Genomic DNA, 25,975 nt, shown 5'->3' with positions numbered 1-25,975 from the left:
GAGATTTGGATATGTGTATGAAATGCGAAATTAAAAACGTGTTAAAAGGTGCATTAGCTAATGCTGCAGGTTTAAAAATTACTGAGGAAGTTATCGGGAAAGCAACGGAAGCTCAGTTAAAGGAATTACAAGCTGCGGATGAAACTGAGAAAGCTATTAAAAAACAACTGCAAGCTGAATATAAAGCTGAGATTGCTCCTATTCGTGAGAAGTACGTAAAGCGAACTGAGGAACTATTAAAACCAGTTTTTGAACGTCATGACGCTGCTTGTATGGAAATTCAAAATACTTTAGGTATCAAAGAAGACGATGATGTATCAATTAATCTTGGAACAGGTGAAGTTACAAAAGAAGTTATTAAAGAAAAAGAATCAAGCAATCTTCACTAATGCGTCATATTGTTGATGGCGGTATTACCTTAGATACAACGTTACGAAGAGCACGAAAAAGCAGAGGTGAGAGTATGAAGTTTCTATATTTCGGTGATCCACATATAAGAGGTACCAATCCTCGTAACCGTAAGGATAACTACAAAGAGGCATTAGTTGCAAAATTACGTGAGATTTTTGCTTTAGCTAAATACAAAGGTGTGACAGCAATTATTCAACCTGGAGATACGTTTGATAGACCTGAGGTTACGACAAGTGTGTTACTAGAGTTTGCAAAAGTACTGAAAGAAAGTCCAGTTCCCATTTATACAACAGCTGGTAATCACGATATATACGGGTACAATCTTGCAACATATGGACGGACAAGCCTTAGAGTACTGGAGTTAATTGTTCCGCAGCTTACAGTCATTAATGATCCTGGGCAAGCTCACATGTTCCACCAGGACGGTAATCATGTGCAGCTAACGTTTACACCATACAGTGATCAAATTGATAAAGCTGGGTATGGTTATTCACCAGATATTATTGAAGATTATGAGTCAACCAAAATACACGTGGCTCACGGAATGCTGCTTGATCATGATCCGCCTTTTGACAGGTACACAAAAGTACAAGATGTAAAAACAGAGGCGGATTTGGTTTTGTGTGGCCACGATCATACAGGTTTTGGTGTTTACGAGCGTTCGGATGGAAAAGTGTTTGCGAATATCGGTAGTATTACACGTTTATCGGCTTCAGAAGCTGAGATTACTAGACCAATACAAGTTCTTCTTATCGATGTAAAATCACCAGGTGTTTTTGATTTAGAACGGATTCCGCTTCAAAGTGCAAAACCTGGTGAAGAAGTACTTGACCGTAGCCGGATTGAAGCTGAGAAGAAACGAGCGTATGCGATGGAAGAGTTTGCCTCATTAATTCAAACGGAAACAGGAGAAGATGTGCTAGTTGATATTAATACGATTGTTGAAAGTATTGCGAAGACAGATTGTATTAATCCTGATGTAGTGGAAATAGCGTTAACAAAAATAGCGGAGGCAAAGGAGGGATTACGAGCGTGATTGTTACTAAACCGCAATTTGATGAAAACGAATTAGGTGAAGGTACACCTGTGCAATTATGTATTTCTAGTAAAAAAGAGAAAGACTGTAAAACAAATTGGAATGGTATTGTAGTTGGTTTTACTCCTCTAAAGTTGAAGGTTGCTGGCTACACACCGAAGTGGGCTTTAGATATCGAAATTGTAGAAATCAGTATTGACCAGGTTTTAAAAGAAAAAGTATCAATTGAAAAATTGGTTCGACTGATACGTTGCACAAATCCTGAGGAGGTTTCAATAAATGACTGAATTAAATAATCAAATTCGTAGCCTACAAGAAGTCCATGGGAAAGAAAAGTTATTTGCTGCCGCAACCGAAATTTTAGGTAAGAAGGTACCTACTGATTATGTTCGTGTATTAGATCCAAGTGAATTACAAGCATCCTTACAACAAATTGATGCTGCAGTACAGGATGTTCTTGAAAAAGGTAGGGCACGTGAAGAAGCTTATGGTGAAAAAGCGTCGCTCATTAAACAAAAGGTGAAGCTGAAAACCGCTGTAGAGCTAAAAGAAGCTGAAGCATTTATGCAAATTCAAGGTGAAGGACGTAATCAATTTGCGTATGTAAATGATCAAAAAGTCGCTCTTACGAACGATACATTACGTGATGCGTATCGCCTGCATTACAGCAAAGAAGAACGCCAACAACTTACAGATGTAGAGCAAGAATTAGCATCAATTGACATTAAGATTTATCAAACAAAAGATGCTTGGGAAACAGCAAAAGAATCAGCTGATCTTGTAAAGGCAAAAGCTTACGTACAAGCAAATCTATTGAAGTTTTTGGCGTAGGAGGTTGCTATGGATCCAAAACAAACAGCGATGAGGAATAAACAGCGTGAACGTCAACAACGTGGAGATGATTTCCAAGCTGAAATCAGAAGAAGCTGGAGGCATGTTCCGAATGTATGGCGCATGAGAATAGCTGATGGTGCAGGTGCAACCCGTCCAGGCGATGAGATTGTACTAACATCTGAAGTAAATATATTAGCGGAAATGAAACGTACAGAGAGTCGTAGATTTTCACTAGATTATATGAGACCGAATCAGATTATCGGTTTACGAGACTTTGATCAAATTATTGAAAAGAATTTAGGTTTAGTGTTTATCAGTTTTCTAAATGAAAGCAAGGGGCTGGACGAGGCTTACGCATTCAGACTTATTACAGCTCTTATTCATATGAAAAAACGAAATGTGAACCATATAAAACTTGAAGAATTTCAAAGTCAGACGGTTCCCTGTGTACCACTTCCAAGACTTACATACCACGAACCTTCTTACGATCTATCGGGGGTGCTCACTTGCTACAAATCTTTGTAAAACACAACGTCAGAATAAGAGGTGCTAGTACACCTCTTAAGGCAGCAATTACTAAGGCGCTAACATTTGATAATCCAGCGTATTTGAAAGCAAAAAAACAACGTAGACCAACATGGGGTGTACAGGCAAAACTTGAATTGTTTGTATATGACAAAGGCGATATTGTTACGCCTCGAGGTTTCTTGTCAAAGCTGGAAGAGGTACTGAAAAACTTAGGCTACGACCCAAGTAAAGTTATTACCTCACAGATTTCATATGGCCGAGATGTTAGTTTCGGGGAATGGAATGACGGGTTTGTATTAAAAGAGGACCAGACACCAATGGTTGAAGCACTTATGCGAGAAAACGGAATAGGTGTAGCACCGGCTGGTTCAGGTAAAACCGTAATGGGCATGCGCTACATTTACGAAAAGGGTAAAGCAGCATTGTGGCTTACTCATACAAAAGACTTAATGTATCAATCCGCAAAGCGAGCTAAGGATACAATGCCTGGTATCGGTCGTATCGGCTTTTTCGGTGACGGTGTACATGATTGGGGAGACGGTAAATTAATTGTTGCTACAGTGCAAACTTTGCAGCGAAATCCACATTTAATTGATGCACTAAACGATTTTATCGGGACGGTAGTAGTGGATGAAGCCCATCATTTTCCGGCAATACAATTCATTGAAACGGCTGGGAAGTTAACAGCTGAAAATATGATTGGACTAACTGCAACACCTTCTCGAAAAGATGGATTGGAAATCTATATGTACAACGGTGTAGGTCCGAAAGTGTACGAGATTAGCAGAAACGGAATGTATGAAGCTGGGAGACTAATAAAACCAGCAGTGAAATTCGTATATACCGAGTTCAATTATGAGACGGCAAGTAACCGTAACGAGATTGATAGTGTAGATGCTGGTGGAGAAGATCTCGATTATACAGACCTAATTCGTCACCTTATTTCAGATAAGAAGCGTGCAAAATTAGTTGCTGAAAGTATCGTAGAACATTATCCATTAGGACCTGCGATAGTTATTACGGAATCTGTCCGGTACTGTTTTGTCTTACAACAACTCGTACAAAAATTATTGAAAGAACGTTACGGAGATACGTATTACGGGAAACAGATTAATACCGCTGTAGTACACGGAGGTATTAGTCGCTACACCTGGAGAAAAGCAAAAAATGAAAAACACGCACAGCAGCTTATCGATAGTGATCATGCGGTAGATAAAAAGCAAGGTAAGTACGGTTGGCAGGTAAAGGTTGCTCAGTATTCAGAAAAAGAAATTCGCGAATGGCAAGTGACAAAGCAGCAACGTAAAGACATTTTAGAGGCTTGCGACCGAAAAGAAGTAGATATTTTATTCGCTACTCAGTTAGCTCGTGAAGGACTGGACATGCAGCATTTAGCAGTTGGTCACATGGTAATGCCGAAACGTGGTGATTCACGGGAGAGCAATAGCGGTTCATCGGTTGAGCAAGAAATTGGACGTATTATGCGTCCTGATCGAAACAATCCGGATAAAGAGGCATACTGGTTCGATTACGTTGACTACAATGTTGGAGTATTTAAGGACCAATATCACAGCCGTAGGAAAGTATACAGCCGAATTGGATTGACGGTACCGAGAAAGCCGAAAACAGAACGTGATACAGTAGCCGGTTTCTTAAATGATATGCCTTGGTGAAAGGGGTGATAACGATGGGTAAGTACGAATATGTAGGTGCACTTTATGAAGTTACAGAATTGATTGCTTCAGCGAAAGAGGTGAAGTAAGTGAATCCAGTAGATAAAGAACAGACAGAGAAAGCATTTCAGGTAATTGTAGATACGGCTAGTAAAGTTTGGAATGCTATGAAGACTGTAGTTTAAGGTATTGGTGAGGGGTTAATAGCGACAGCAAGGGAAGCACAGCCATTTTTAGAAGAGGTTCAACGACTTGAAACGAAACGCGCGAAGCGTAGAAGACAAGTAACCTATCGAAAAAAGAAAAGCCAAGCAAAACGAAAAGCTTGGAAAAAACATGGCCTACAAGGGCGCAGGAGGAAAAAATAATGACACAAGAGACAAATCAAAATGAAGTAGTGGTACAAAATAACGCGGTGGCGAAAAGAAACGATGGAAGCAATTATATTACAGCAATTTTAGAAGAAACAAAGCAGGGGTTTGTTGAAGCGAATAACGGTCTCGATATGGATTTCGTCCGTATGGGCGAGTGGTTAACAGTTACTAAGAAAGGTAATTTTGTTGAGAAAGACGATGAGAATGTATCGTATGGTGACAATATTGATGTAGTAATCGGATACGGTGAGCAACGTTGGTCTGTATGGGGATTAGAAGAATCACCGGAGGCTGGACAATTAATTGTAGCTGAGAGAACAAAAGAAGAAGCAGAGATAGTGTTAAATCAGTGGCTAGCTGAGAACCCACAAGCACAAGAAAGATACGAGTTAGACGCTATTCAGCTTCGTTATATGGCATCAGTGGTACCAGTATCAACATTAAGCCCGGACGACTTCCCTCGTATCTACTTAATGAGCTTTAGCCCAACAGACACAATTATTTTCGGTCGTTTTGCGATGAATGTGTATACAGGGAAATATAAAGCTTTAGAAATCCCGTCAAAACTTGGGGTAAACAGAATTGTTACACGTCTTGTAACAGCTGAAAGAAAGAGTCGTACAAATGCTAGTAACCAATGGATCGGTATCGACTTCCAACCTGTTGGTGTATTTAAACCAGAAGATTACGGAATTAACGTAGAAGAAACAGAGCAAGCTTCAGAATAATTAAGGAGGGCGTCTACAAATGGCAAAAAAGAAAGATAAAACAAGTGAATATCAATATGTAGACGCATGGTACAGCAATCAGAACGGTAGAAGCATTCCTTGGAAACGAATCCCTTCCTCTGAAGTGAAGCAATTCCAAACGGGAGAGGCATTCAATTTCAATTGCTTTGCTACAGTTCAACGATTTGCGAACGACACAAAAGTAAAGGGGGAGGCATTTATTGCTCCCCTATATTTTGACCTTGACCATGCGGAAGACCCATCAGTCAGCCAAAAAGATGCAATAAAGCTGGTGGAATTTTTTACGAAAGAGATGGACATTCGTGAATCGGATATGTGGATTTACTTTTCTGGATCAAAAGGATTCCACATCTTAATAAGCTCCGATGCGCTCGGTATTGAACCGAGAAACGACCTTCATAAAATCTTCAAACATATGGCTGGGTACTTAGTCCATAGACTAGGACTCACGTCACTAGACCTTGTGGTATATACAGAAAAACGGATGATTCGTTTACCGAACAGTATGCATCAAAAAACGAACCTATTTAAAACAGAAATTAGTGTAAATGAATTAAACAAATTAACGTTGGAAGAAATTAAAGATTTAGCGAAATCACCAAGACACGCTGACGATCTACCTTATACGGCAGATGAACGTAAAAAGGCAATGAAATACAGACCTCGTACGGGGTATTTACTTATAAATAAGACAGAAGAATATGAACAAGCTGCAGCAACGAGTGCTCGTAAGTATGCGAAAGAAGAATTCCAGTTTAAGAAAGATAAACCACCGGCATGTGTAGTAGATATTTTAAATGGGGGCTGGAAAAAAGACGGTGACCGAAACCAGGCAACAGTACAGCTTGCATGTTACTTTAAAGACGCTGGCTACACGAGAGAAGAAACAATGAAAGAGCTGGAAGACTGGGTGCTTAAATTTACATCTGAGAGTAACGAGTACGGAAAACAACAGCGTGTCGCAAATACGCGAAGCGTTATTGATGCGGTATACAGCGGTGATAATACATACAAATTTGGTTGTGCGTTTATTCGTTCACTACATGGAGAAAAGAAACCAGGCAGCAAAGAATATGAACGTGTAGCATGTGCCGGTGATATGTGTCACTGCATTAAGAAAAATGCTGAAGAAGAGGAAAATGCAAAGTTACTTCATTTAGCAGAGACAGGTAATGCAGACCTTACTGGAAAGCTTGTAAAAACTCGCGTCATGGTTGCAGGGAAAAAGCATACACCTTACATCATTCCGAAAAACATTGAGTACCATTGCTGGGGCAGAGAAAGTTGTAAAAAGGTACATTGCCCTCTATACGACATCCATACACATACAGGATATAAAGACCTGGGCGTAAGTGATCGGGAAGTCATTCAAATGACGGGTGTAGGTGACGATAATATAAAAGGTATTTTACGAGAAATATCAGGCATACCAAATTGCCCGAAATACAATACGGATATTTTAGAGAACATGAACGTGGAAGAGTTACTTGTAATCCCAATGGCTGAAGAAGATGACGAAAAACAAGAGCAACATAAAGGGAATTATGTACTACGAAAAGTGTACGCCGTAAATGGACTAAACGTAAGTGAGAACAAGTACTATGAGTTAACTGGCTATGTATACCCGCATCCAAAGAATCAGGAGTCAACACTACTTGTAAAGAGTGCGGTACCGCTTCAGGATGTGGTTGAAAGTTTTGAGCTAAATGAACAAGTGAAAGAAGATTTAGCAACATTTCAGCCGGCAGATTATACAGCAGAATCGATTGAACAAAAGTTAGGAGCTATTTGTAACGATTTAACGTACAACGTAACACACATCGTAGAACGCGATGAAACGCTACTTGCAGTATTGTTAACACTTCATAGTGTCCTTCGCTTTAAGGTACCGTGGGATTTAAATCCGTTACGTGGTTGGGTGGAATTAAAAATAGTAGGTGATACAGGTACTGGTAAGTCCGCGCTCATTGAAAAAGTAATGAAATATGCAGGACTTGGAACACGCGTGAATGCGGAAAGTACTTCTCGTACAGGTCTAACGTACAAGATGGAACAGTCAGGTGCTCAAGGTGCATGGTACATCGTTTGGGGTGCGTGGCCGTTAGCTGATAAAGAAATGATTTGGATTGATGAAGATACAGGTATTACGAAAGATGATTATGGTGAAATGACGCTTGCTCGTTCTGACGGGAAGCTGGAAGTAAAACGAGCTGTAACAGCTGAAACACCTTGTAGAGTACGTGCCATCATGTCAGGGAACGTACCGAAAGGGAAACGACTTGCTGATTACTCTCAAGGCGCAGAAAGTTTAAAAGATATTTTCAATAACGAGGATATACGTCGTTTTGACTTTGCAGTTTTTATGAGAGCGAGTGATGTGGATCCTGAGTTGTACAACCAAACGCTTGCTACGTATCCATCGATTATACAGAAGGATACATTGAAAAATAACATCTTATATGCTTGGTCACGTAAGCCAGAGGACGTGCTATTTACAGACGGTACGATTGATAAAGTACTGGAAGTTGCAACAGACCTTGCGAAAGTATATGGAAATGCGAATGATATACCACTTGTATCTCCTTCAGATCAGCGGAATAAAGTGGCTCGTTTAGCAGTAGCACTTGCAGCACTTACACATTCAGTTGATGAATCGGGTGAAAGAATTCAAGTTTGGCCAGGACACGTTGAGTTTATTGGGGAGTATTTAAAAGCTTTATACAATGCTCCCGGTTGCGGCTTAAATTACTATGCTCGTTTAGCAATAAAAGAGGAAGAAATGACAGAAGAAAGATACCAGAGGTTTACGGCAGATCTTAAGAAAATCGATACGTTAACAGGTGAAATGAAGTTCTATGAGTTTATTAAACTATTTGCTCAGCAGAAGTACTTACGACTTGGTGATGTTGAAGCAATGCTATCTATCGATAAAGAAGAAGCGAAGGCAATCGTAAATCAATTAGCGAAAATGAGGATGATCCTTTTAACAAGTGGCGGCTATCGAAAAACGCCACGATTTAATGCATATATTGCGTATTGCATGAAGAAAGGTCTCTTTGATCATATAAAAGATGAGTACTACTAATTATACGGACAAGCAAGACAAATATGACTGGAAGTGAAAATATGAAACTTGGAAGTTTATTCGGGAAACCAAGAACATTAGCGAGTAGTAAAAAACAGGTACCGGTAAAGGAATCGAAATTAGCGGTAGAAATGGAAAAAAAGAAGAAGCCAGGGCAATTCGATATTGTTTGGCCAAAAGTAGAACCACAACAAGTGAAAGATTACCAAGCTATTCTTACAGTCTCAGAGTTAAAGAAATACCTTGAGCGTTGTATACAAACAGGTAAAGCAGGATTTGACTGGGAGACTGCAGCAAGTGAAGAAATTAGAGCGCATTACAAAAAGGCGTTTGAAGATATAGAAAAAGCATGTGCTACAGGTGCTATTGATGAGAAAGAAGCAGAAAAACAAAGAGAAAGTTTAGAAAAAGCATATTTAAAAACACCGTTAGATCCGTGGAAAGGCGAAATTTGTACCGTATCTTTATCAGCAGCGGCGCATGAATCAAGAGTTGTTCCAATATCACATAAAGTTGGCCAAGTATTTGAACCAAGTATGGATAGGAATGAAGCTAGAAAAGTTGTACTAGATTTACTCGATGAGTACTTATTCAAAAATGAAAATGTACTAAAGATTGCGGTCAATTTGTCTTTTGAAACGAAATATGCAGCGAAGTATGGTAAATACATTTTAGGAAAAGTGGCAGATCCATTGATTATGTGGGTACGGTGTTTACAAATCGCAGCACCTCAAAAGATTAATAACCCGAAAAAACCTACAAGCGGATGGGGTTTAAAACCAGCTACGAAAAACATTTTTGGTGTAACGATGAACGACTTTTCAGCCCTTTTAAAGAAATACAAGGTGGATTTCTTTGATGAAATTGATGCGAGTAAAGGTGAAGGACTACTTTACTCAGCTGAAGATGCGGATTACGCACTGCAGCATTATGAATATTGGTCCCAAATTGCTTCGCAAATTCCGCGATATGAGGAATGGCTCCATAAGATTGAAATGCCGTTCACACGTGTTATCGGTCTTATGGAGTATTGGGGAATGAATTGGGATCCGAACCTTGCAACGCAAAAGAAACAAGAGGCTGAAATTATGCAAGAACAAGCTGCTGAACGTATTAAACAAATCGCGAAAGAAACGTTCAATGTTGATATAAATACCGGTAAATCAGGTAAAACGAACGAAGTGAAAAGCTTAATGTTTGATTACTTAAAAATACCGGTGGCTAAGTACGGAAAAACAGGTGCGAGTCTTGATCAAGAGGCACTTATCGATATGGCATTTATGCTTGAGAATAAGCTAAACGATATCGATGAGGAAAAGTACCTCAGCATTCCATTACCTGAAAATTGGGAAAAAATTGATCCTGACAAGGACCCTACCTTAGATAAGTTAGAGCGTGGAGCAATTCGTATCGCAAAACGCGAACCACATCCTTATAAGGAACAAGCGTTAGAGGTTATCGATCAGCTGAAGAAAATCCAAAAATACACGACATTACTTTCTTCGCACATCGTAGGACGTGAAAAGTACTTGAACTTTATGAGTGGACGGATCCATGCCGGGTATAGTCCATTTACAGAAACAGGACGCTTAAACAGCTTTAATCCGAACGGACAAAACGTACCGAGACCAGATAATGATGAGTTTAAGATTAGAAACTTCTTTGTACCTAAACCAGGAAAGATATTGTTCTTCATTGACTTCTCAGGGTTCGAGCTTCGCTTAATGGCATGGAAATCAGGTGACGAGGTCATGACGGAGCTATTTAATACAGGCGGGGATATGCACCGTAGAACAGCGTCTGTAATGACTGGAAAGCCTGAGGATGAAATTGTAAAGAAAGAGCGTACAGATGCAAAGGCTGGAAACTTCGGTAGAGTAATAGGGCTTATGCCGAAGTAAAATCCACTCAAAACGGGGAAGGCTAAGGACTTTTGTCTATGTTAATCCCGTGCTGCCTTAACAGGTAGTGTATCGACTTATAATAAGCCGGCTAGGTATTTACCTAAATCAATCGAGCTTATTTATACGGTGGGCTAAAGATGTGAAAAGGAATGATGGTTTTGACTAAAAACGTAACTAGCAAACCAAAAGTATGCAAGGTTTGTGAAAAAGAGTATCTACCTACTAGCAACAGACAAAAATATTGTACTGACTGTAAGAAGGATATTAGCAAACAGTGGGATAGGACTAAGTACAAGAGACGATACGTTAAAAAGGGGTATAACCAAAAGGGTGAAAACAACAATAACTGGAGTGGTGGTACACCGCCTTATTATAAACGGATTGCTTATGAAGCTTACGGAAAAGTTTGCAACCGTTGTGGTAGTGAGAATGACATTGTTGTTCACCATAAAGACAGGAACCGTAAAAATAACGATATTAATAACTTGGAAGTCCTTTGTAAAAAGTGTCACCAGCATGAACATGAGTGCTGGAATAATCTCGGTAGGTATTTAGGAAATACAAATATATTACGTGATCAGTCAGGACGGTTTAAAAAACATCTTTAGAAGGTATAGTCAGCGCCCGTAGAAATACGGGATTAAGCGATAAGTTATGGAGGGACCGAGCACGCTTTACAGTTCACATTTAAAACGAAATACATGATTCGTAAAACATTAGACGAATGTGCACAAATTGTAAATGCTGTTAAAACAGCATACAAACGCATACCGGAGTATCAGCGCAAGATTGTTTTAGAAGCACGGGAGCAAGGTTATGTGCAAACGATTTATGGATATATGAGATTGCTACCAGGCATTAACAGCGCGAATAGAAGAGATCGTGGCTCAGCTGAAAGACAAGCAGCGAATACGCCAGTGCAAGGTAGTGCAGCTGACATTATGAAGAAAGTACAAAATGAAATTTATGAATCTATTGGTAAACAAGAAGGGGTACTTGCTCATGGTAGTGCCGATATGATTGCACAAATTCACGATGAAATTATTTTTGAAATAGATGATGATCCAGAGATTGTAGTGGCAGCAGAAAAACAAATTAAACAAGTTATGGAGCAACCTCCAGTACCAGGATTTCCAGTTCCGATTGAAGCAGAAGGAAGTGTAGGGTATCGATGGGGCGAGAAAAAGAGTGTTGAGTCCTGGCTTAAACAAAGGGAGGAATAGCATGTGGGAAGAGGAGAGGGACCGCGTAAATCGTTATTTACAAAGCGTCATGCAACAGCATTACCACGTGTAAAGCCAGCAAGAATTGTGGGAAGCATTGCTGGAGAACCGTACAACATGGTTTGGGTAGTAAGTTCATTAAGAAAAGATAAAAAGACTGGTGTGTTAGACCCAGTACCGCAAGATCCATACGCAGAATTGTTATTTAGCAGCTGCTTTAAAAAATGGAGGGAAGACGATGAACGTCTTGAACTGTCAACAACGCCGGGCGAATGAACGTGAGAAAAAGAGAACAAGGGAGCGGCAAAGTTTTCACAGGGGTGAAGTGCAGCAAGTATCCCTTTTATCGTATAAAGATGGCCGAACATTAGCATTACGTGCAGTAAAAGAAGTGTTAGGTTTGGGTCCAGTACGTTTAGAACGTGTACAGAAGCGATTGGAAGAACTAGAAAACGAGAATTTCAATGAACTATTTTTAGAGCATTTAAGAAAATAAAAAGCTGTAGGAAGGATGTACGATTGTGGGTGGTAGACAGCAAGGGAAGGGGTACGAAAATCGGAAAAGTGATAGAAAGATGGAAAGATTAAAACGTGAAATGGTTAAGCAAAAAAGGAAAGTAGCAAAAGGGGAGCCACGAAAGGCGGTAGTGTATTTGGACAATTCGGAGCAACAGTTAAAAGATGTGATGCAAGAAAATCGTGATTTGCAGTTAGCAGTTGATTTATACAAATCACAAGTGAAAGTGAAAGATAATTACGCAAAGCGTGTATTGAAAGAAAATAACGAATTACGGAAGCAGATTAAAAGTTTACGTAAAAAGTCTATTACGTTAATTGTTTCTTATATGGTGGTAGCGGTCATTGTTAGTTTTGTGATCTAGATAAGGAGGGAGCGATTGAGATGTCTGTGGTGAAAGACAATGAGTTTTGGAAAGAAGTGTATTACTACATGGAAAAGCATAATTGCTATAAGGATGAGGCTGTAAAGGTCGTGGGGGCTCAGTTCAATAGTAAGAACGAGAAAAGAGTAAAAATTATTGAAGCCGTAAAAGAAAAGTTGATTTGTGCAGGAATACCTGAAAAGGACTCTTTAAAATTCGCAGAAACTGCACCCTTTGTTAATTACTTAACTGGTGCCAGTGTAGAAAGAATGGTGAGAAGTTTTATAGAGTTGTTTAAAAAAGGGGAGCGTGCAAAACAATGAACATCACTCATTTATTCCAGCTTCAAAAAGACCTTGATAACAAGATTGTGGAAAAACGTAGTTTACAAAACGTGTCTTTGTTTCAAGAAAAGAAATTATCATTTCGTGACGAGTTAAGTGAGTTACTTCATGTCTGGCGTGGTCATAAGTTCTGGAGTGGAAATAACAAACCGATTACAAAAGATGTACGTAACAAGGGTCAAATGATGGAAGAAGATAAGGAGTACTACAATCCGTTATTAGACGAATTTGTTGATGCACTTCACTTTGCTTTATCGATTGGATTAGAACGTGAATGGAATAAATATATCGATGCCTTTGTAGTACGTAATAGCAAAGGAAATACAAAAACAGAAATTATCGATGTGTTTAACGATTTATATGAAAACAAATTATGGACTGCAGCACACTACATGACCTTGATGAATGACTTGGCGTACTTAGGTGCAGCGCTTGGATTTTCGGCTATTGAAATTTACAACGCATATATCGAAAAAAATAAAATCAATCATGATCGTCAGGCATCTGGTTACTAAAAAGGAGGCAAAGTGGTGGCACGATATACGTTATGGAAGAAAGAAGAAGTAGCGTATTTGGAACAGTATTGGGGAATATACAGTATCAAGCACATGGCAACAAAGTTTGGACGTTCAGTGGATGCTGTAAAAATAAAAGCGCAACGCTTAGGTTTAGGTGACGCACGACTACATTTTGACGGTATCACTATTTTACAGCTTTCTGAGGTTATAGGTGTCGATTATAACTGTATAAAAAGCTGGAGCAAACGTTTCGGATTTCCTATCAAGCTCAAATTGTTTTCATCAGAGCAGAAAGTAAAAGTTGTATATTACCGTGATTTATGGAAGTGGTTAAAAACACATAAACACGTGGTGGATTTTTCTAGAATTGAACCAGGCATTTTTGGTCCTGAACCAGACTGGATGATAGAGAAACGTAATGCGGACCTGGTAGCAAAAAAGAAACGTGGAAAACCATGGAGCGAAGACGACGATTTGTTACTTAAAAGTTTAGTGAATGCACACCGTTACACATATCCAGAAATTGCAATGAGGTTACAACGTACAGAGAGTTCTATAAAGCGTAGATTACAAGAATTGAAGATAAAAGCTAGGCCTGTACGTAGAGGGAATCATACAAAATATACAGAGCAAGAAGTAAAGCAAATTGTAGATTTGTATGATCGAGGTTACAGCATCGATGTAATTGCGGAAAGGTTAGGGAAAAGTGCGTTAGGTGTTCGAGGGAAGATGGAAAGAATGGGGTATCGGTTTAAAGGGAAGGTCCCAATAGTACCTAAGGAGGTTTTAGTCTGAAGATATAAAAAAGGCTAGGATTTCTCCTAGCAAAGAGTTATGTCGTACAGAAAGGTAGTTGTGCGCAAACCAGATGTTTGCAAGTTCATTATATAACGTTTCTTGAGTGGATAGGCTGAATCATAGCAATCTTTACGTAAATTTTACATGGTATTGAAGATTTTGATAAATATCAAATTTGAATTTTATTAAAAAATGGAGGAATGAAAAATGAATACAGTAACTATTAAGTTGGTCAAGGAACGGAATGTTGGAAAGAAATGCAAAAAGTAGCACAATACCTTCATTTGAAGGGTTATGAAGTTCAACCTTATGAGAATATCGGAATTGTAAAACTAACTAAGAAAATTAATGACGAATTAGTGGATAAGAAAAGACAATTCAATTGTGATCTTTGTTTTCAAAACAAGAATATTGAAGAGAAATCTATTTATCAATTCGATGAAGATGGTGACATTGTAGCATGTGTAGATTGTGAGAAAAAAGCATTTGAACAGTCAAAAAACTAAACCAAAGCGTTATTTTAAAATTAAAGAGCACCCAGGGGAGCGCTCTTCGATCAAGACAATATTGAAAAATACTCGGTAATATATGTAATCTTTTTAGCTTTGTGAGATTAATCAAAAGTTTTTTGACTTGTTTTTGGATGGTATTACATTTTGTTCTATTTTTTCGTAAAGATTAAGCAATTGTTTGATGAATGTAATTTTCGGTGTTAACCAATATGAAAATAGCGCTGAAATAATTCCTATTAAAGCTCCTGTTATTACATCGAAAGGATAATGAACTCCTACCCAAATACGAGAAATAGCTACGCAGAATGCAAGTACAAGCCATAACCATCTAACCTTTTTACGAATAAGCCAGAATGAAAAACAAATTGAAAAAAATAGAATCGTATGGTCGCTAGGAAATGAATTATCTACTGCATGATCGACAAGTTTATTAACATTAGGTAATACTGCAAATGGTTGATAATTCAAATGCAAATTCCCTGCTAATTTTCCAATTATTTCAGCAGTTACGAAAGCGACCATCGCTTGAATAATCATCATTTTGTTTTTTCTAGATTGAGTAAACCAATAAGCCATAATAATTAAACCTAAAAAATACACCATATATTCCGCCACAAATACCATAGTTGAGTTTAGGGATGAATATGACTTCCCTAAATCATTGATTGCTCGAAAAGCATCAATATTTAATTGAGAAAAAGACATTTTTAAGTCGCTCCTTACTGTGTGTTTATAACTTTATAAGGAAAATTATAGTAAAGAGTTTATAGTGAAAAAATTGATTTCAGTGACATTAGTATTACAAAATTGTAAGGATTAGCTCATTAAAGATTTTTAATAAAATAGTTATTTTAATAAAAAACGAGGAAATGAGGGGAGTGAAAGGAAAAGAACCCTTTATATAAAGGGTTCTTCTGGTGATTTAATCTATCAATTACATTCGTGGTAATATTCATCACATGAATCGTTATTATCGTTACAGCATATACAAAATGTTTTTTGAACAAATAAACTAACTTCACTATTAGAACCTTCCTGCTTTGTAAGAGTAAGACTTTGAAAATCTTCAACTTGAAATATTTTTGTTTGAACAGGTTGTAATGTAGTAGTAATTGGTACGCTAGATCTTCTTGTTAGAATAGTTACTTGAACGGGTGCACTCATACCGACAACGAATAACTGAATTAATGTTTTATTATGATTGTTTGTAAAATCCTCAAATACAGTTTGTGGAGCGGTGGTTTGAAGGAAAACAGACACAGGTATATTTCCATTTGCATTTTCTGCAAAACCAGCTATCGTATGAGTTTCAATAAAACAGTTGTTTTTTTGATTGTTGGAATGTGATTGGTTTTTATAATATTTTTTACCATCTTTATAAAAGTAATCAGCCATATGAATTTAAAGCTCCCTTCTTTTAGATATCTATATAGTCTATTTAATAAAGTGAAGTAGTGCTTGTACAACATAATAAAATCCGCTCTCGTAATTACCTAAAAATGTTATTTAGAAATTAAAGAGCGCCTTGAGAGGAAGGCGCTCTGACCAAAACTAATGTTGAAAAAGGATACCCAAGATATTGTATGTATGTTTTTTAGATAGGTGAAATTTTATAACAAAATCTTTATTTAAATAAAAAGAGCGCTAATCGAGAGCGCTCCTTATACCTCATTATAACGACAGTGACGAGCTCACATTATATAGAAAGGCACTATTATTGTATGTCAAAGTATGAGGTTAGTGAATGGATTTAGATAAAATCATTATTTTAAATTGTTTAGCCCCTTGAAGGGCGCTCCTAGGGGCTAAGATTCGAGAATTTTTAAACTCTTGTTTAATTACATGAAAACTCCCTAAAGATTATCTATGGAATTTTAACACTTAACTGATTATTTTTACAGACATATATTGAAACTCGAATGTTAATAAAAGAAACCCCGTTTATTTACGGGGCTTCTAAGGGTAATTGTCAAGTAATGACGTACTCGACTAAATAACCATATCATGAATTTTTTTGGTAAAAATACTGGTAAATGCGTCCAAATGGATGGGAGCATTATTTTAAACAAAAATGCTATTTTGTACTTAGTAAATGACAAAGCAGCTAGCTCAATGAACTAACTGCTTTATCGTCCAAGAAGAACAATACCCACAATACATTGTAACTAAAGGTTACAACTATAGTATGAGCAGAATCTAAAAAGTTATGCAAGAAAGCTAAATAAAAATTTCATTAAGCACAACATAGCAGCTAGTTAATAAAACTAACTGCTTGCTGTACAAAAGAAATGCTCGCTTACAGAAGTAATTTGTAACTAAGAGTTACAAAAATAGTATGAACAGGATTGAAAAAATTATTCGGAAATGAAAGAAAACCCAACAAAAACACTATTTTATACAATAAAACAGCTAGCGTGATTAGCTAGCTGTCCTGGTAAGAAAAGAAAACGGTGCTTATCAAATGATGCTTTTGTAATTGCGAGTTACAAACATAGTATGAGCAGAATCGAAAATATTATGCAAAAAAGAAAACCAAATAAAAACTTCATTTTACACAACAAAGCAGCTAGCTAATCTAGCTAGCCGCTCCATTGTAATGCACTGAGGAGTTCTACTAAGCATACATATTATGAGTTGTAACAAAAAGTTACAACTATAGTATAAACAAATCACAAAATAGTATGCATGAAAGAAAACTAAATAAAAATTTCATTTTGTAGAAATAAGGAAACTAAAAAAGAGCACCATGCATAAGTGCTCTTTAAGATAGGAGGTAACACTTTGAGCTGGATGGTTAGGTTAAAAGTATATGATGTAGAAAAGGAATAAGACTAAATTTTATTATTAACTCAATATAAAAGAGCAATTAGCTTTTGCTAATTGCTCGGCCCAAGGTAATAGACATAGAGTGGGTATTAGTAAATTTGGCTATTCACGAGCCTGTTTACAGTGTAACCAAGATTTTTTTAATGTATTCCCTCTTTAAAAACCTTATTTAAACAGTGTTATTTAAAGAGGGAGTGGAGTAATGAAAAAGAATACTTTTCCTTTAAACATGAAATGATTTTTAAATTCACAATATTATATGAGTGTTAAGACAAAAATGTGTAATTAAAAGAGCAGCTAGCAAAAGCTAACTGCTCAGGTCAGGGAACTACTGCTGATAGAGGTTCATTAATATGAGTTTTGGCTATCGCCTATGCACAGTATTGACGGAATATCGAGTTTTATTCAAGGGGGAGAGGGAAATAAATAATTTTAACTTGATACAACTTGGTCTTGATCAGCAACATCAGAATCAAATGTATTCGTTGCACTAACACCGTTAAAGGTATTAACAACAAAAGAAACATTTGATGCCCCTGAACCATTATAAGATTTTGTATTCTCTTTTGGAGATACGTTATAAAAATCCCCTAAATTGAAAGCACCATTACTGTTTTGAACGACAAGATTTCCAACGACAGAAGGCATAGTACACACCTGCTTTCCTAGAACGTATTTAAATTAGTATATGGTGTATTCGTCTAGAGGTTCATTAGAACCAGAAAAATTAAAGATGAAGTTTGTTAGAAACCAAACAAAAAAATCCTTTGAAAGAAAGGAGCATCCAAAACTATGAAACCCGTAAAAGCGAAATGTAAAGTATGTGAGCACGTGTTTCGTATCCAAATGCTCACAGTACGATTATCGAACCGTGTAGACAAGCACTATTTCATTTGTCCAAGCTGTAAAACAGAATTTGTAAGTTATTATTCGAACCGTGAAATGAGACAGCTGCAGAAAGAAATTTCGAAATTATACAACGATTTCCGTAAATGTTATACAAAGGACCAGGCAAAAGTAATCCAGGCGAAAATCGATAAAAAAGATTTAGAGTTTAAGTGGCTACGAGATAAATTACGAACGGAAATTGAAAATAATTTACCAATTTAAAGGGGGATAAAGTTATATGAACATACCTAAACAACTGATGATTGGTAGCGTGCCGTACGATGTGGAAGTTGTAAAAGGCTGGATTGATGAAAGAGAAAACGGAGAAGTAAGGATTGCTGAAGTAACGTATCATGAACAACATATCAAGATTTCGGACAATGTAGCGAAGCATGAAGGGCAAATGAAAAACGTACTTCATGAGGCGATTCACGCAATGCTTTATGAATACGGACTCGATCGTTTAAATAAAGAAGCAAACGTAAACGCATTAACTACAGTCTTTTTCGACTTTATTAAAAATAATATTCGTGGTGGTGTTTCCAGCTTTGTAGGCGCTAGTACTTACATCGAGATTAAGCCGGTACTGAAAACAAATATAGAATTTTATGACTCTGATGCGGAGCCTGCCAATCTAAGATTAAAAAAAGAAACAGATGAATTTTCATTTATCAATACCGCAGCAGAACTTGTAAAAGTGGTTAATCAGCACCCACCAGAAGTGGATGTCTCAGCATTAGGCGCTGCAATAGCAAAAGCGGAAGTTCATAAGGCTGTGGATCTAGGTGTTACGCATGAACAGATTCAGGAATCAGTTGTTAAGATGACCACGGATAAGCAAACTCGTAAACTACCAATCGTAGAAGTGAATCGTAGCTCGTTTCCTATGGAAGAGATAGCAAAAATCACGAAAAAAGAAGAAGCGGATCCGACTCATTGGAAAACAGGTATTAAGTATGACGATGAAGGTAAACCGAGATATCGTACACGTTACGATTGCTGCATGTGCGGGAATCGTGGAAATCAATATGAATATGAGGGGAATAAATTTACGAAATGCCACAAATGTAACGCGAAACTTAAGATAGTACAGGCAACGGAAAATGGATTCCCTGAGCGAGATGCATTCGGTAATTTTTACGTAGCTAATGATGAATACAGCGTTATTTTGGATGGTGAGTAAAGATGAAGAATATACCTACAAAAAACATAAGTGAAGAACTGGAGACACGTGAAGGTGTCACAACAGTGCAAGTAAGTCCCCATGAAAAGATTGAAGTAGCCGGTATTACGGTTGAGGGTCCGGCTGTGATTCTTATTAATAAGGACTAGGAGTGGTTGGATGGAACTTATATACGAATATCCGATTTGGACAACGTGGTTCATTTGTGTAATTTTCTTTGGTTTAGCTAGCGTTATAGAAACGATTAAGAAGTAAGAAAAAGGAGCTGAAGAGAAATGAAATCAACAGGTATTATTCGTAACATTGATCCATTAGGACGAATTGTGGTTCCAATGGAATTACGTCGTACATTAGGTATCCAGGAAAAAGATCCAATGGAGATTTTTGTAGATGGTGAATCTATTATTCTACAAAAATATAACCCTAATAACTCTTGCCAAATTACAGGAGAGGTTTCAGAAGAAAAGATTGAACTAGCTGGTGGGAAACTCGTACTGAGTCCTGAGGGAATCGACCAAGTTTTAGCGGAAATTGAATCATATTTGAAGGGGCGATAAGATGAGCGAACCAATAAAGAAATACACGAATGTCGAATTTGAAATGATGCTGGATAACATGATTCAAATGATGCCTATACAAATAAAATATTTCGATGAACTGTCCAAGTTGTATAGAGCACGCTTTGATTCATTAGTGAAAGAGGGTTTTATGGAACAACAAGCACTGGAAATCGTAAAATCACGAGGTATAGAGTGAAAGGATCTGAAGCGATCTTACGGACGATGCACCGGGTAGGAGGAGAAATCCCGGCTACGCAGTTTGATACGTGGCTGGGACAACTCTCTCAGTTAGGACTACTGGAGCAAGTCACGAAAGATGATAAACATGTTTATTATTACCGGCTTACGGAGAACGCAAGACAGTTTTTAGCGAAGAAGGGGGTAAATTAAACACCTACTTGCTGTATCATCGGGATAATCTGTTCGAAATCAGCCTGCATTTCTACAACATTTTTATATCTTTTTTGAACATCTGTATTGATCCCTTTTTCAATAAAATCTTGGAATTCTGTACTAGTAAAGGAACCAATGGATGTACGTCCAGTAAATATAAAATAAATTACACGTGTTAGTGAATATATTTCGTGATGAAGTTTGTAATTAGCGAAGCCAACCTCATAAAGGTTTGGATCACTAAAATACCCCTTAACTTCTGTTAATTGGTTAGTGAGTTGACTGTCTGGTAATTTCACTAAGCCAAAATCTGAAACTTTTATAAACTCTGTTCCGTCGTACATTTTTAATAAAATATTTGCAGGGCTAATGTCTCGATGTAATATATTCTTGCTATGGATATACGTAAAGGCCTTAAATATCTGTTGGACGAACTCAATTCTTTTTGAAATATCTATAGAGTTATTATATTTTTTTATATAGTCGGAGAGCGAGAATTCAGCGTACTCCATTATATAACGATGATTTTCTTCATCAAAATAAAATACGTCCAAAACATATGGAGATTTTAACTTTTTCATTTCTGAAAACTCTGTGCGGAACCTTTCAAGTTCTGAACTATTTAAATCTTTACGGGCAGTCTTCACAGCAAAAGAACGATTGTAAAATTCATCTTTATATTTATGTACTCTTGCATAAGAACCTTCTCCAATTAATTTCAATTTGTAAGGAATGGATACGCTTGAGTTATTTGTAGAAATAGTTGGTTTTAACTGAAAAACAGGGTTGATTTCTTCAAGGGTTACTTTGTGAGAAAAAGTAGGTGGGTAGCCATTTTTGAGTAATTCACGATTTTCACCAAATAAAGAAAGATACTCTTTAACTTCTAATAATGCGTCTTTGTATGAAGGTATTAAATCAAAGCTGTATTTAGTATTCTGTAAGGTTCCTTGAAGTTCTTCAAATTCATCGATCAGTTGCATAAATCTATATGCGTCACTGGAGTTGAAAGTATCATTAAAAATCCCAGTATAAAAATTTTTGAATTTTTTATTGAGATAAGGGTGTAACGTAGAAAAAATTCTACACAAAGGATAACCTATGTCCTCGTAACACATAGTAAACCTATTCGGCTCTAGATTATTCATTCCATAGAGTGCTAAATAATTTCTTAATTTTGAATCTAAATAATTGAAAATTCTTTCGTCTTGTGAACCCATTTATTAACTCCTTTTATTATGAAACTTTTTATTACTATAATATCAAAAATTATAAATATTATCGATACAAATTGATAATATTTATGGGGGAATTTGGATTGAGGTGTATAACAAATGACTGAAGATATTCGTAACTTACAAATCGATGTGGGAGAGATTTTATGACAAGTCTTGAATGGAGATAAAAAATTCTTTTCTTACAAGTAGTATAAACAGGCTTTAAGCTATACAGGTGTGGTGATATCGGCAAACAAAAACTTCTGAATATAGTATTATAATGATGTTGATATCTTAATGTATAAATTTATTTGAAAAGGAGAATTTTACATGGACTTATTTAATTTAGAAGTTGCAGAAAGTGCATTACATGAGAATTTTAAAAATATAAAAGATGACGCTGATTTAAGAAAAGTGATCAATAATTGGTGTATAGGTTTCGAAGATCGTGATAATAAATTTGTAAAAGAATTTCAAACCACTTTTAATTCATCATTTTGGGAAATATATTTACACGCTTCTTTTAAGAATCTGGGTTTTAAAACGGACTACTCTCATGATGCGCCAGATTTTTATTTGAAATCTAGAAAAACAAAAAAGGAATTTTTAGTTGAAGCAGTTGCAACAAAGAATCCTGATAATGGAACTCCAGAACATGAAAGAATTGAAGAATTAAATCGTTTATATAAAAGTGGAAAATCTGATGAGGAAATACACAGTGAGATTGTTCATTTAGCAACAGAAAGAATAGCTAATAGCATAAGTACTAAATGTGGTAAGTACGAAAAACGGTATTCAAAGATGGAGCATGTAAAAGGGAAACCATTCATATTAGCAATCGGTAGCTTTGAGCAACCACTGTTTTATTTACAAGGGATAGGTGCTATACAAAGAGTTCTGTACGGTTTAACAAAGGCTGAGTATAGAGGTGATATGCCATATATGGAGTTCTCAGACCATATTATTAAAAAGAGTACAGGTGGTAAAATTCCAATCGGATTATTTAATGATGATAAGCATAGCTTTATAAGTGGTGTGATTTTTAATCCAATAGCTACAGTAGGTAAATTGAGAGCATTATCAATAAATAAAAGTAAAGATATTATAGTAAACACGTATAAATATAATGATTACGATACAGTGGCGACTATAAATTCTGAACCACATAAAAAATATCGAGAGTCATTATTAGATGGAACAAGCCTTTTTTTAAACCCATATGCAGACAATCCAATTGATCCTAAAGAATTTGAGAATCCTGATATAGCTATTTATCATCATAAAAATTCTGCAAAAATAAAGCATAACTTTTTGTATTCACGAACAATAATTGATATTAAAACTAATACATCAGATATTCAAGAGATGCTATAGGGATATAGGATTGAGATGGTTTTCTCCTAGCTGGAAAATCGGTGCTGCGTGGTTATAAGACGACAGCAGCGTGGCACGTGTTTCTGGTATTAGATAAATTAAAAAATAGAGAACATTTGGTGGGCTCTAGTATCATAATTAAGCCTCTTTTGATGTAGGTTAAGCACTTTGAAATTGATAATTAATATCATGAAAATTGTAAATCAAAATCAGGGAGTGAATGATTATGTATAATAATTATTGGAATCCAAATCAAAGTCTGATGTATCCAAATGTTTATCCTAATTATGAGAATAACCCAAACTATATTCCAATTGAAGATCCAAATTATAGAATGACGCATCCAAATGCTGGTCCAAGTATGGATCCGAATTATGAAATGATGTATCCAAATTCAAGTGAAGATTCGGGGTATCAGTTCTCTCATGATTTAAATCAAAGTAATGTTCATGGCTATCGGAATGAGAGACAGCAGAAAGCGTACTTATATAGTGAAGGGGATACCGAAGAGGCTAGAAGTAGGGGCGATCTAGGACATGGGTTCTGGTCATTTTCTTGGACTCCTAAAACAGTTGAACCTAATAAATATTTAGTTGTTTTCTTGCATACACCTAATATGAATGTTATCAACGGTGGTTGGAAAATAAGTTCACCGAATGATCCAGTGTATGCAATAGAGAGTTATGATAGACAATTAGATCAGTGGGTTATTACAATACACAACGCTTCAAACAGAACTAAACAAGTTACATTTACCTTGATAGCGAAAGAAAAATAAAGCAATACGCGTGGTCAATAACTGGAACTAAAGATGAGAAAACGTTGTCAAGTGCTATGGAATTGTGTTTCGTAGGAAGATTTTCGTTATATCACAGCTCATGTAAGGAAAATAAAAATATATAAAAGAAAAATCTTTTAGTGGGGGTCTAATACACTACAGTACTTAAAAACGAAAAAGAAAATAAAAAAGACCCCCCTTAAAAAAATATACCTTATATATATAATATAAATATAAAACTAATAATTATATATAATATATATAGTATTATTTATTAATAGTTATATAGTATGTAATACTATTAATGGTTTAAGGTTTTCGTTTTAGGGGTTTGATTTTCTGAGTCAGGAGGTTCGGATATGACCATAATTGATGGCTATGTTTCAAAGAAGACAATACGACTATGGCTGGAGAATTACGAATCACTGGCTGTAGGTGATCGGTTCCCTGATGCGCCGCCTAGCTTTACTGGACCTTGTGCACAGGACGGGAAAAGCGATGGACGATTGAATAAGATTGTGTTGGATCAGGCGATTAAACAATTACCGAAGAATATGAAATATATAGTACTTGCGCGTTATGTATACAGGATTCCTAGAAGGAATACATTACGGACCATGAATATCACTGCAAAATTGTATTACGCACGCTGTAGACAAGCCGTAGATTTATTGCACATGAATATTAACGGTGATATGACTGGTATGAGAAGTATAATAAAAAAGTTGTACGAGGCTTGACAAGGTGGGTTCATAGTAGGTACAATTTATGTTAGGATGGTGAAATTGTGTCCTACTCCAGTACTAAATAATATACGTAGCCATGAGGCCCGTCATTAGGGTATCATGGCTATTTTTATGCCCGTTGGATTGGACTGATTGTGGGATATATAGTAGGTAAGAAATAGGAGAAGCTGTACCGCATACTATGAACTGTAGGCAACACGAAAGGGAAACCTTGAGGTAATTTCATCAGTCGCTCTCTCCTGGAGAAGAAGGCCCTTCGAAACTCAGGGGGTCATGATCCAATGTATAGGTAGTTAATAAGGTGAAGTTTATGCATTAATTAGATTAACAAAGGCTGTATGTATGACTTATAAACGTTGATATAACAACGTTGTATAATAAATGCATATTGGTTACGTAGTGAAAAAAGAAAGAATCATTGATATCAAGGGATTAAGTTTAAATGTAGTTTACATAACCAATGTTATAGGTAGTCATTTTTAATACAATATTCATCGTTATTCAAAATAGGCATTTTAGACTATTAAACATTTGGTTTTGTTTTAATCCCCCGGGGGAGGTCAAATCTGGTGAGGGGCTGGCAGGCGCTTGTAACGTTCCGCCAGAATTTTTAAACTCGGGGGGCTATACAAAATATACGAATTTCAAGGCAATCGATACTAAATCGGTTGCCTTTTTCTATTTCACGAAGAAAGGGGAGCGAAATGATGGCGAAGTTAGACGAGTTAAAACAGAAACTTACGGCTAAACAAATTCAAGCGGCGTACTTGCTTGTAGAAAACGAGTTGATGGAATCGAATAACGAGGAAAAAAGAACCCAAGACGAAATGGCGAACGAACTTGGTATAAATCGGACAACGCTTTGGGAGTGGCGAACTAAGAACCAGGACTTCATCGCATTCAAGAGTGAAGTGGCCGATAGTTTCCTTGCTGAGAAGCGCGAGCAGGTGTATAGCAAGTTAATGCAGTTAATTTTAGGGCCGCAACCGAGTGTAAAAGCTATGCAATTGTATATGCAGAGATTCGGTTTACTGACTGATAAGAAAGTAATCGAGGGTGATCTAGGAAATGCAACCCGTACAAATGCGGAAATCGAAGAACAGCTTCAGAAATTAAAAAAATTGACAGGCGAGTAAATGG

The 25,975-nt window shown here is 36.8% G+C and carries 29 protein-coding genes and 3 pseudogenes; 28 read left to right on the top strand and 4 right to left on the bottom strand.

The features are described 5' to 3' along the window. Positions 1-11: 11 nt before the first annotated feature. The 18 genes and pseudogenes from DN403_RS16400 to DN403_RS16315 all read left to right on the top strand — a co-directional run bounded on the left by DN403_RS16400 (position 12) and on the right by DN403_RS16315 (position 14,864). A complete protein-coding gene (locus tag DN403_RS16400) occupies positions 12-389 on the top strand; it encodes a hypothetical protein (RefSeq protein WP_149185625.1) in 378 nt (125 codons plus the stop codon). After that, positions 389-1,447 (top strand): metallophosphoesterase family protein, encoded by a 1,059-nt coding sequence (locus tag DN403_RS16395; RefSeq protein ID WP_149185624.1) that lies wholly within the window; start codon positions 389-391, stop codon positions 1,445-1,447. Before DN403_RS16400 ends, DN403_RS16395 begins: the two co-directional genes overlap by 1 nt. Further along, positions 1,444-1,734, top strand: a complete 291-nt coding sequence (locus DN403_RS16390) for a hypothetical protein (protein ID WP_149185623.1) — start codon at positions 1,444-1,446, stop codon at positions 1,732-1,734. Before DN403_RS16395 ends, DN403_RS16390 begins: the two co-directional genes overlap by 4 nt. Beyond that, positions 1,727-2,278, top strand: coding sequence for a hypothetical protein (locus DN403_RS16385; RefSeq protein WP_149185622.1), 552 nt, complete (start codon positions 1,727-1,729; stop codon positions 2,276-2,278). Before DN403_RS16390 ends, DN403_RS16385 begins: the two co-directional genes overlap by 8 nt. A 9-nt stretch (positions 2,279-2,287) precedes the next feature. Continuing rightward, on the top strand, positions 2,288-2,806 hold the full coding sequence (locus tag DN403_RS16380; RefSeq protein WP_098431938.1) for a hypothetical protein: 519 nt from the start codon (positions 2,288-2,290) through the stop codon (positions 2,804-2,806). Positions 2,807-2,889: 83 nt separating this feature from the next. Next, positions 2,890-4,482, top strand: a complete 1,593-nt coding sequence (locus tag DN403_RS16375) for a DEAD/DEAH box helicase (RefSeq protein ID WP_149185635.1) — start codon at positions 2,890-2,892, stop codon at positions 4,480-4,482. Positions 4,483-4,849: 367 nt separating this feature from the next. After that, entirely contained in the window at positions 4,850-5,584 is a 735-nt protein-coding gene (locus DN403_RS16370) for a hypothetical protein (RefSeq protein ID WP_149185621.1), read from the top strand. Between the two features lie 19 nt (positions 5,585-5,603). Further along, entirely contained in the window at positions 5,604-8,690 is a 3,087-nt protein-coding gene (locus DN403_RS16365; RefSeq protein WP_149185620.1) for a DNA primase small subunit domain-containing protein, read from the top strand. 23 nt (positions 8,691-8,713) lie between these two features. After that, positions 8,714-10,576 (top strand): annotated as a pseudogene (locus DN403_RS16360) (bifunctional 3'-5' exonuclease/DNA polymerase); the annotation flags it as partial. 176 nt (positions 10,577-10,752) lie between these two features. Further along, positions 10,753-11,202, top strand: a complete 450-nt coding sequence (locus tag DN403_RS16355; protein WP_161959116.1) for an HNH endonuclease — start codon at positions 10,753-10,755, stop codon at positions 11,200-11,202. Positions 11,203-11,241: 39 nt separating this feature from the next. Beyond that, positions 11,242-11,817: pseudogene (locus DN403_RS16350) on the top strand (DNA polymerase); the annotation flags it as partial. A 3-nt stretch (positions 11,818-11,820) separates the two neighbouring features. Further along, positions 11,821-12,093: a hypothetical protein gene (locus DN403_RS16345; RefSeq protein WP_149185619.1), complete on the top strand. Its 273-nt coding sequence runs from the start codon at positions 11,821-11,823 to the stop codon at positions 12,091-12,093. Continuing rightward, positions 12,056-12,313 (top strand): hypothetical protein, encoded by a 258-nt coding sequence (locus DN403_RS16340; RefSeq protein ID WP_149185618.1) that lies wholly within the window; start codon positions 12,056-12,058, stop codon positions 12,311-12,313. The genes DN403_RS16345 and DN403_RS16340 overlap by 38 nt, the downstream gene beginning before the upstream one ends. A 25-nt stretch (positions 12,314-12,338) precedes the next feature. Then, the gene (locus DN403_RS16335; protein WP_149185617.1) at positions 12,339-12,698 is read left to right on the top strand and encodes a hypothetical protein; all 360 of its coding nucleotides are present in this window, start codon (positions 12,339-12,341) and stop codon (positions 12,696-12,698) included. A 20-nt stretch (positions 12,699-12,718) separates the two neighbouring features. Beyond that, the gene (locus DN403_RS16330; RefSeq protein WP_149185616.1) at positions 12,719-13,021 is read left to right on the top strand and encodes a hypothetical protein; all 303 of its coding nucleotides are present in this window, start codon (positions 12,719-12,721) and stop codon (positions 13,019-13,021) included. Further along, entirely contained in the window at positions 13,018-13,557 is a 540-nt protein-coding gene (locus DN403_RS16325) for a dUTP diphosphatase (RefSeq protein WP_149185615.1), read from the top strand. The genes DN403_RS16330 and DN403_RS16325 overlap by 4 nt, the downstream gene beginning before the upstream one ends. Before the next feature lie 12 nt (positions 13,558-13,569). Beyond that, positions 13,570-14,355, top strand: a complete 786-nt coding sequence (locus DN403_RS16320) for a hypothetical protein (protein ID WP_149185614.1) — start codon at positions 13,570-13,572, stop codon at positions 14,353-14,355. A 210-nt stretch (positions 14,356-14,565) separates the two neighbouring features. Beyond that, positions 14,566-14,864, top strand: a pseudogene (locus DN403_RS16315) (DUF8088 domain-containing protein). 111 nt (positions 14,865-14,975) lie between these two features. Here the strand turns inward: DN403_RS16315 and DN403_RS16310 are convergent. From DN403_RS16310 to gerPF, 3 genes are all read right to left on the bottom strand, one after another. Further along, positions 14,976-15,575, bottom strand: coding sequence for an undecaprenyl-diphosphatase (locus tag DN403_RS16310; RefSeq protein WP_149185613.1), 600 nt, complete (start codon positions 15,573-15,575; stop codon positions 14,976-14,978). Positions 15,576-15,800: 225 nt separating this feature from the next. Beyond that, entirely contained in the window at positions 15,801-16,265 is a 465-nt protein-coding gene (locus tag DN403_RS16305; protein ID WP_098920072.1) for an exosporium protein D, read from the bottom strand. 1,863 nt (positions 16,266-18,128) lie between these two features. Next, positions 18,129-18,344 (bottom strand): spore germination protein GerPF, encoded by a 216-nt coding sequence (gerPF, locus tag DN403_RS16300; protein WP_061884034.1) that lies wholly within the window; start codon positions 18,342-18,344, stop codon positions 18,129-18,131. Positions 18,345-18,488: 144 nt separating this feature from the next. Between gerPF and DN403_RS16295 the strand changes: the two genes are divergently transcribed. The 6 genes from DN403_RS16295 (at position 18,489) to DN403_RS16270 (ending at position 20,717) form a co-directional block, all read left to right on the top strand. Beyond that, positions 18,489-18,806 (top strand): transglycosylase, encoded by a 318-nt coding sequence (locus tag DN403_RS16295; RefSeq protein ID WP_149185612.1) that lies wholly within the window; start codon positions 18,489-18,491, stop codon positions 18,804-18,806. A 16-nt stretch (positions 18,807-18,822) separates the two neighbouring features. Continuing rightward, positions 18,823-19,767, top strand: a complete 945-nt coding sequence (locus tag DN403_RS16290) for a hypothetical protein (RefSeq protein WP_149185611.1) — start codon at positions 18,823-18,825, stop codon at positions 19,765-19,767. A gap of 2 nt (positions 19,768-19,769) precedes the next feature. After that, positions 19,770-19,916, top strand: coding sequence for a BC1881 family protein (locus tag DN403_RS16285; protein WP_000790088.1), 147 nt, complete (start codon positions 19,770-19,772; stop codon positions 19,914-19,916). A 126-nt stretch (positions 19,917-20,042) separates the two neighbouring features. Next, positions 20,043-20,324 (top strand): AbrB/MazE/SpoVT family DNA-binding domain-containing protein, encoded by a 282-nt coding sequence (locus tag DN403_RS16280; protein ID WP_149185610.1) that lies wholly within the window; start codon positions 20,043-20,045, stop codon positions 20,322-20,324. Position 20,325: 1 nt separating this feature from the next. Then, positions 20,326-20,523 carry a hypothetical protein gene (locus tag DN403_RS16275; protein ID WP_149185609.1) on the top strand — a complete coding sequence of 66 codons (198 nt, stop codon included), beginning with the start codon at positions 20,326-20,328 and terminating at the stop codon, positions 20,521-20,523. A gap of 26 nt (positions 20,524-20,549) precedes the next feature. After that, positions 20,550-20,717, top strand: coding sequence for a hypothetical protein (locus tag DN403_RS16270; RefSeq protein WP_179958935.1), 168 nt, complete (start codon positions 20,550-20,552; stop codon positions 20,715-20,717). Here the strand turns inward: DN403_RS16270 and DN403_RS16265 are convergent. Further along, positions 20,714-21,940: a serine/threonine-protein kinase gene (locus tag DN403_RS16265; RefSeq protein ID WP_149185607.1), complete on the bottom strand. Its 1,227-nt coding sequence runs from the start codon at positions 21,938-21,940 to the stop codon at positions 20,714-20,716. The two genes, DN403_RS16270 and DN403_RS16265, sit on opposite strands and share 4 nt — an antisense overlap. 327 nt (positions 21,941-22,267) lie before the next feature. Between DN403_RS16265 and DN403_RS16260 the strand changes: the two genes are divergently transcribed. The 4 genes from DN403_RS16260 (at position 22,268) to DN403_RS16245 (ending at position 25,971) form a co-directional block, all read left to right on the top strand. Continuing rightward, complete coding sequence (locus DN403_RS16260; RefSeq protein WP_149185606.1) at positions 22,268-23,311, top strand: hypothetical protein; 1,044 nt, start codon at positions 22,268-22,270, stop codon at positions 23,309-23,311. Positions 23,312-23,537: 226 nt separating this feature from the next. Beyond that, positions 23,538-24,089, top strand: coding sequence for a hypothetical protein (locus tag DN403_RS16255; protein WP_149185605.1), 552 nt, complete (start codon positions 23,538-23,540; stop codon positions 24,087-24,089). Between the two features lie 359 nt (positions 24,090-24,448). After that, entirely contained in the window at positions 24,449-24,829 is a 381-nt protein-coding gene (locus DN403_RS16250; protein WP_149185604.1) for a hypothetical protein, read from the top strand. 713 nt (positions 24,830-25,542) lie between these two features. Beyond that, positions 25,543-25,971, top strand: a complete 429-nt coding sequence (locus DN403_RS16245) for a phBC6A51 family helix-turn-helix protein (protein WP_001086032.1) — start codon at positions 25,543-25,545, stop codon at positions 25,969-25,971. Positions 25,972-25,975 lie beyond the last annotated feature (4 nt).

It is taken from the genome of Bacillus sp. AY2-1 (assembly GCF_008368965.1).
In the GTDB taxonomy this organism is placed as follows: Bacteria; Bacillota; Bacilli; order Bacillales; family Bacillaceae_G; genus Bacillus_A; species Bacillus_A thuringiensis_S.
Note: the sequence above shows the minus strand (reverse complement) of the source record. Positions and strands in the feature narration are given on the sequence as shown.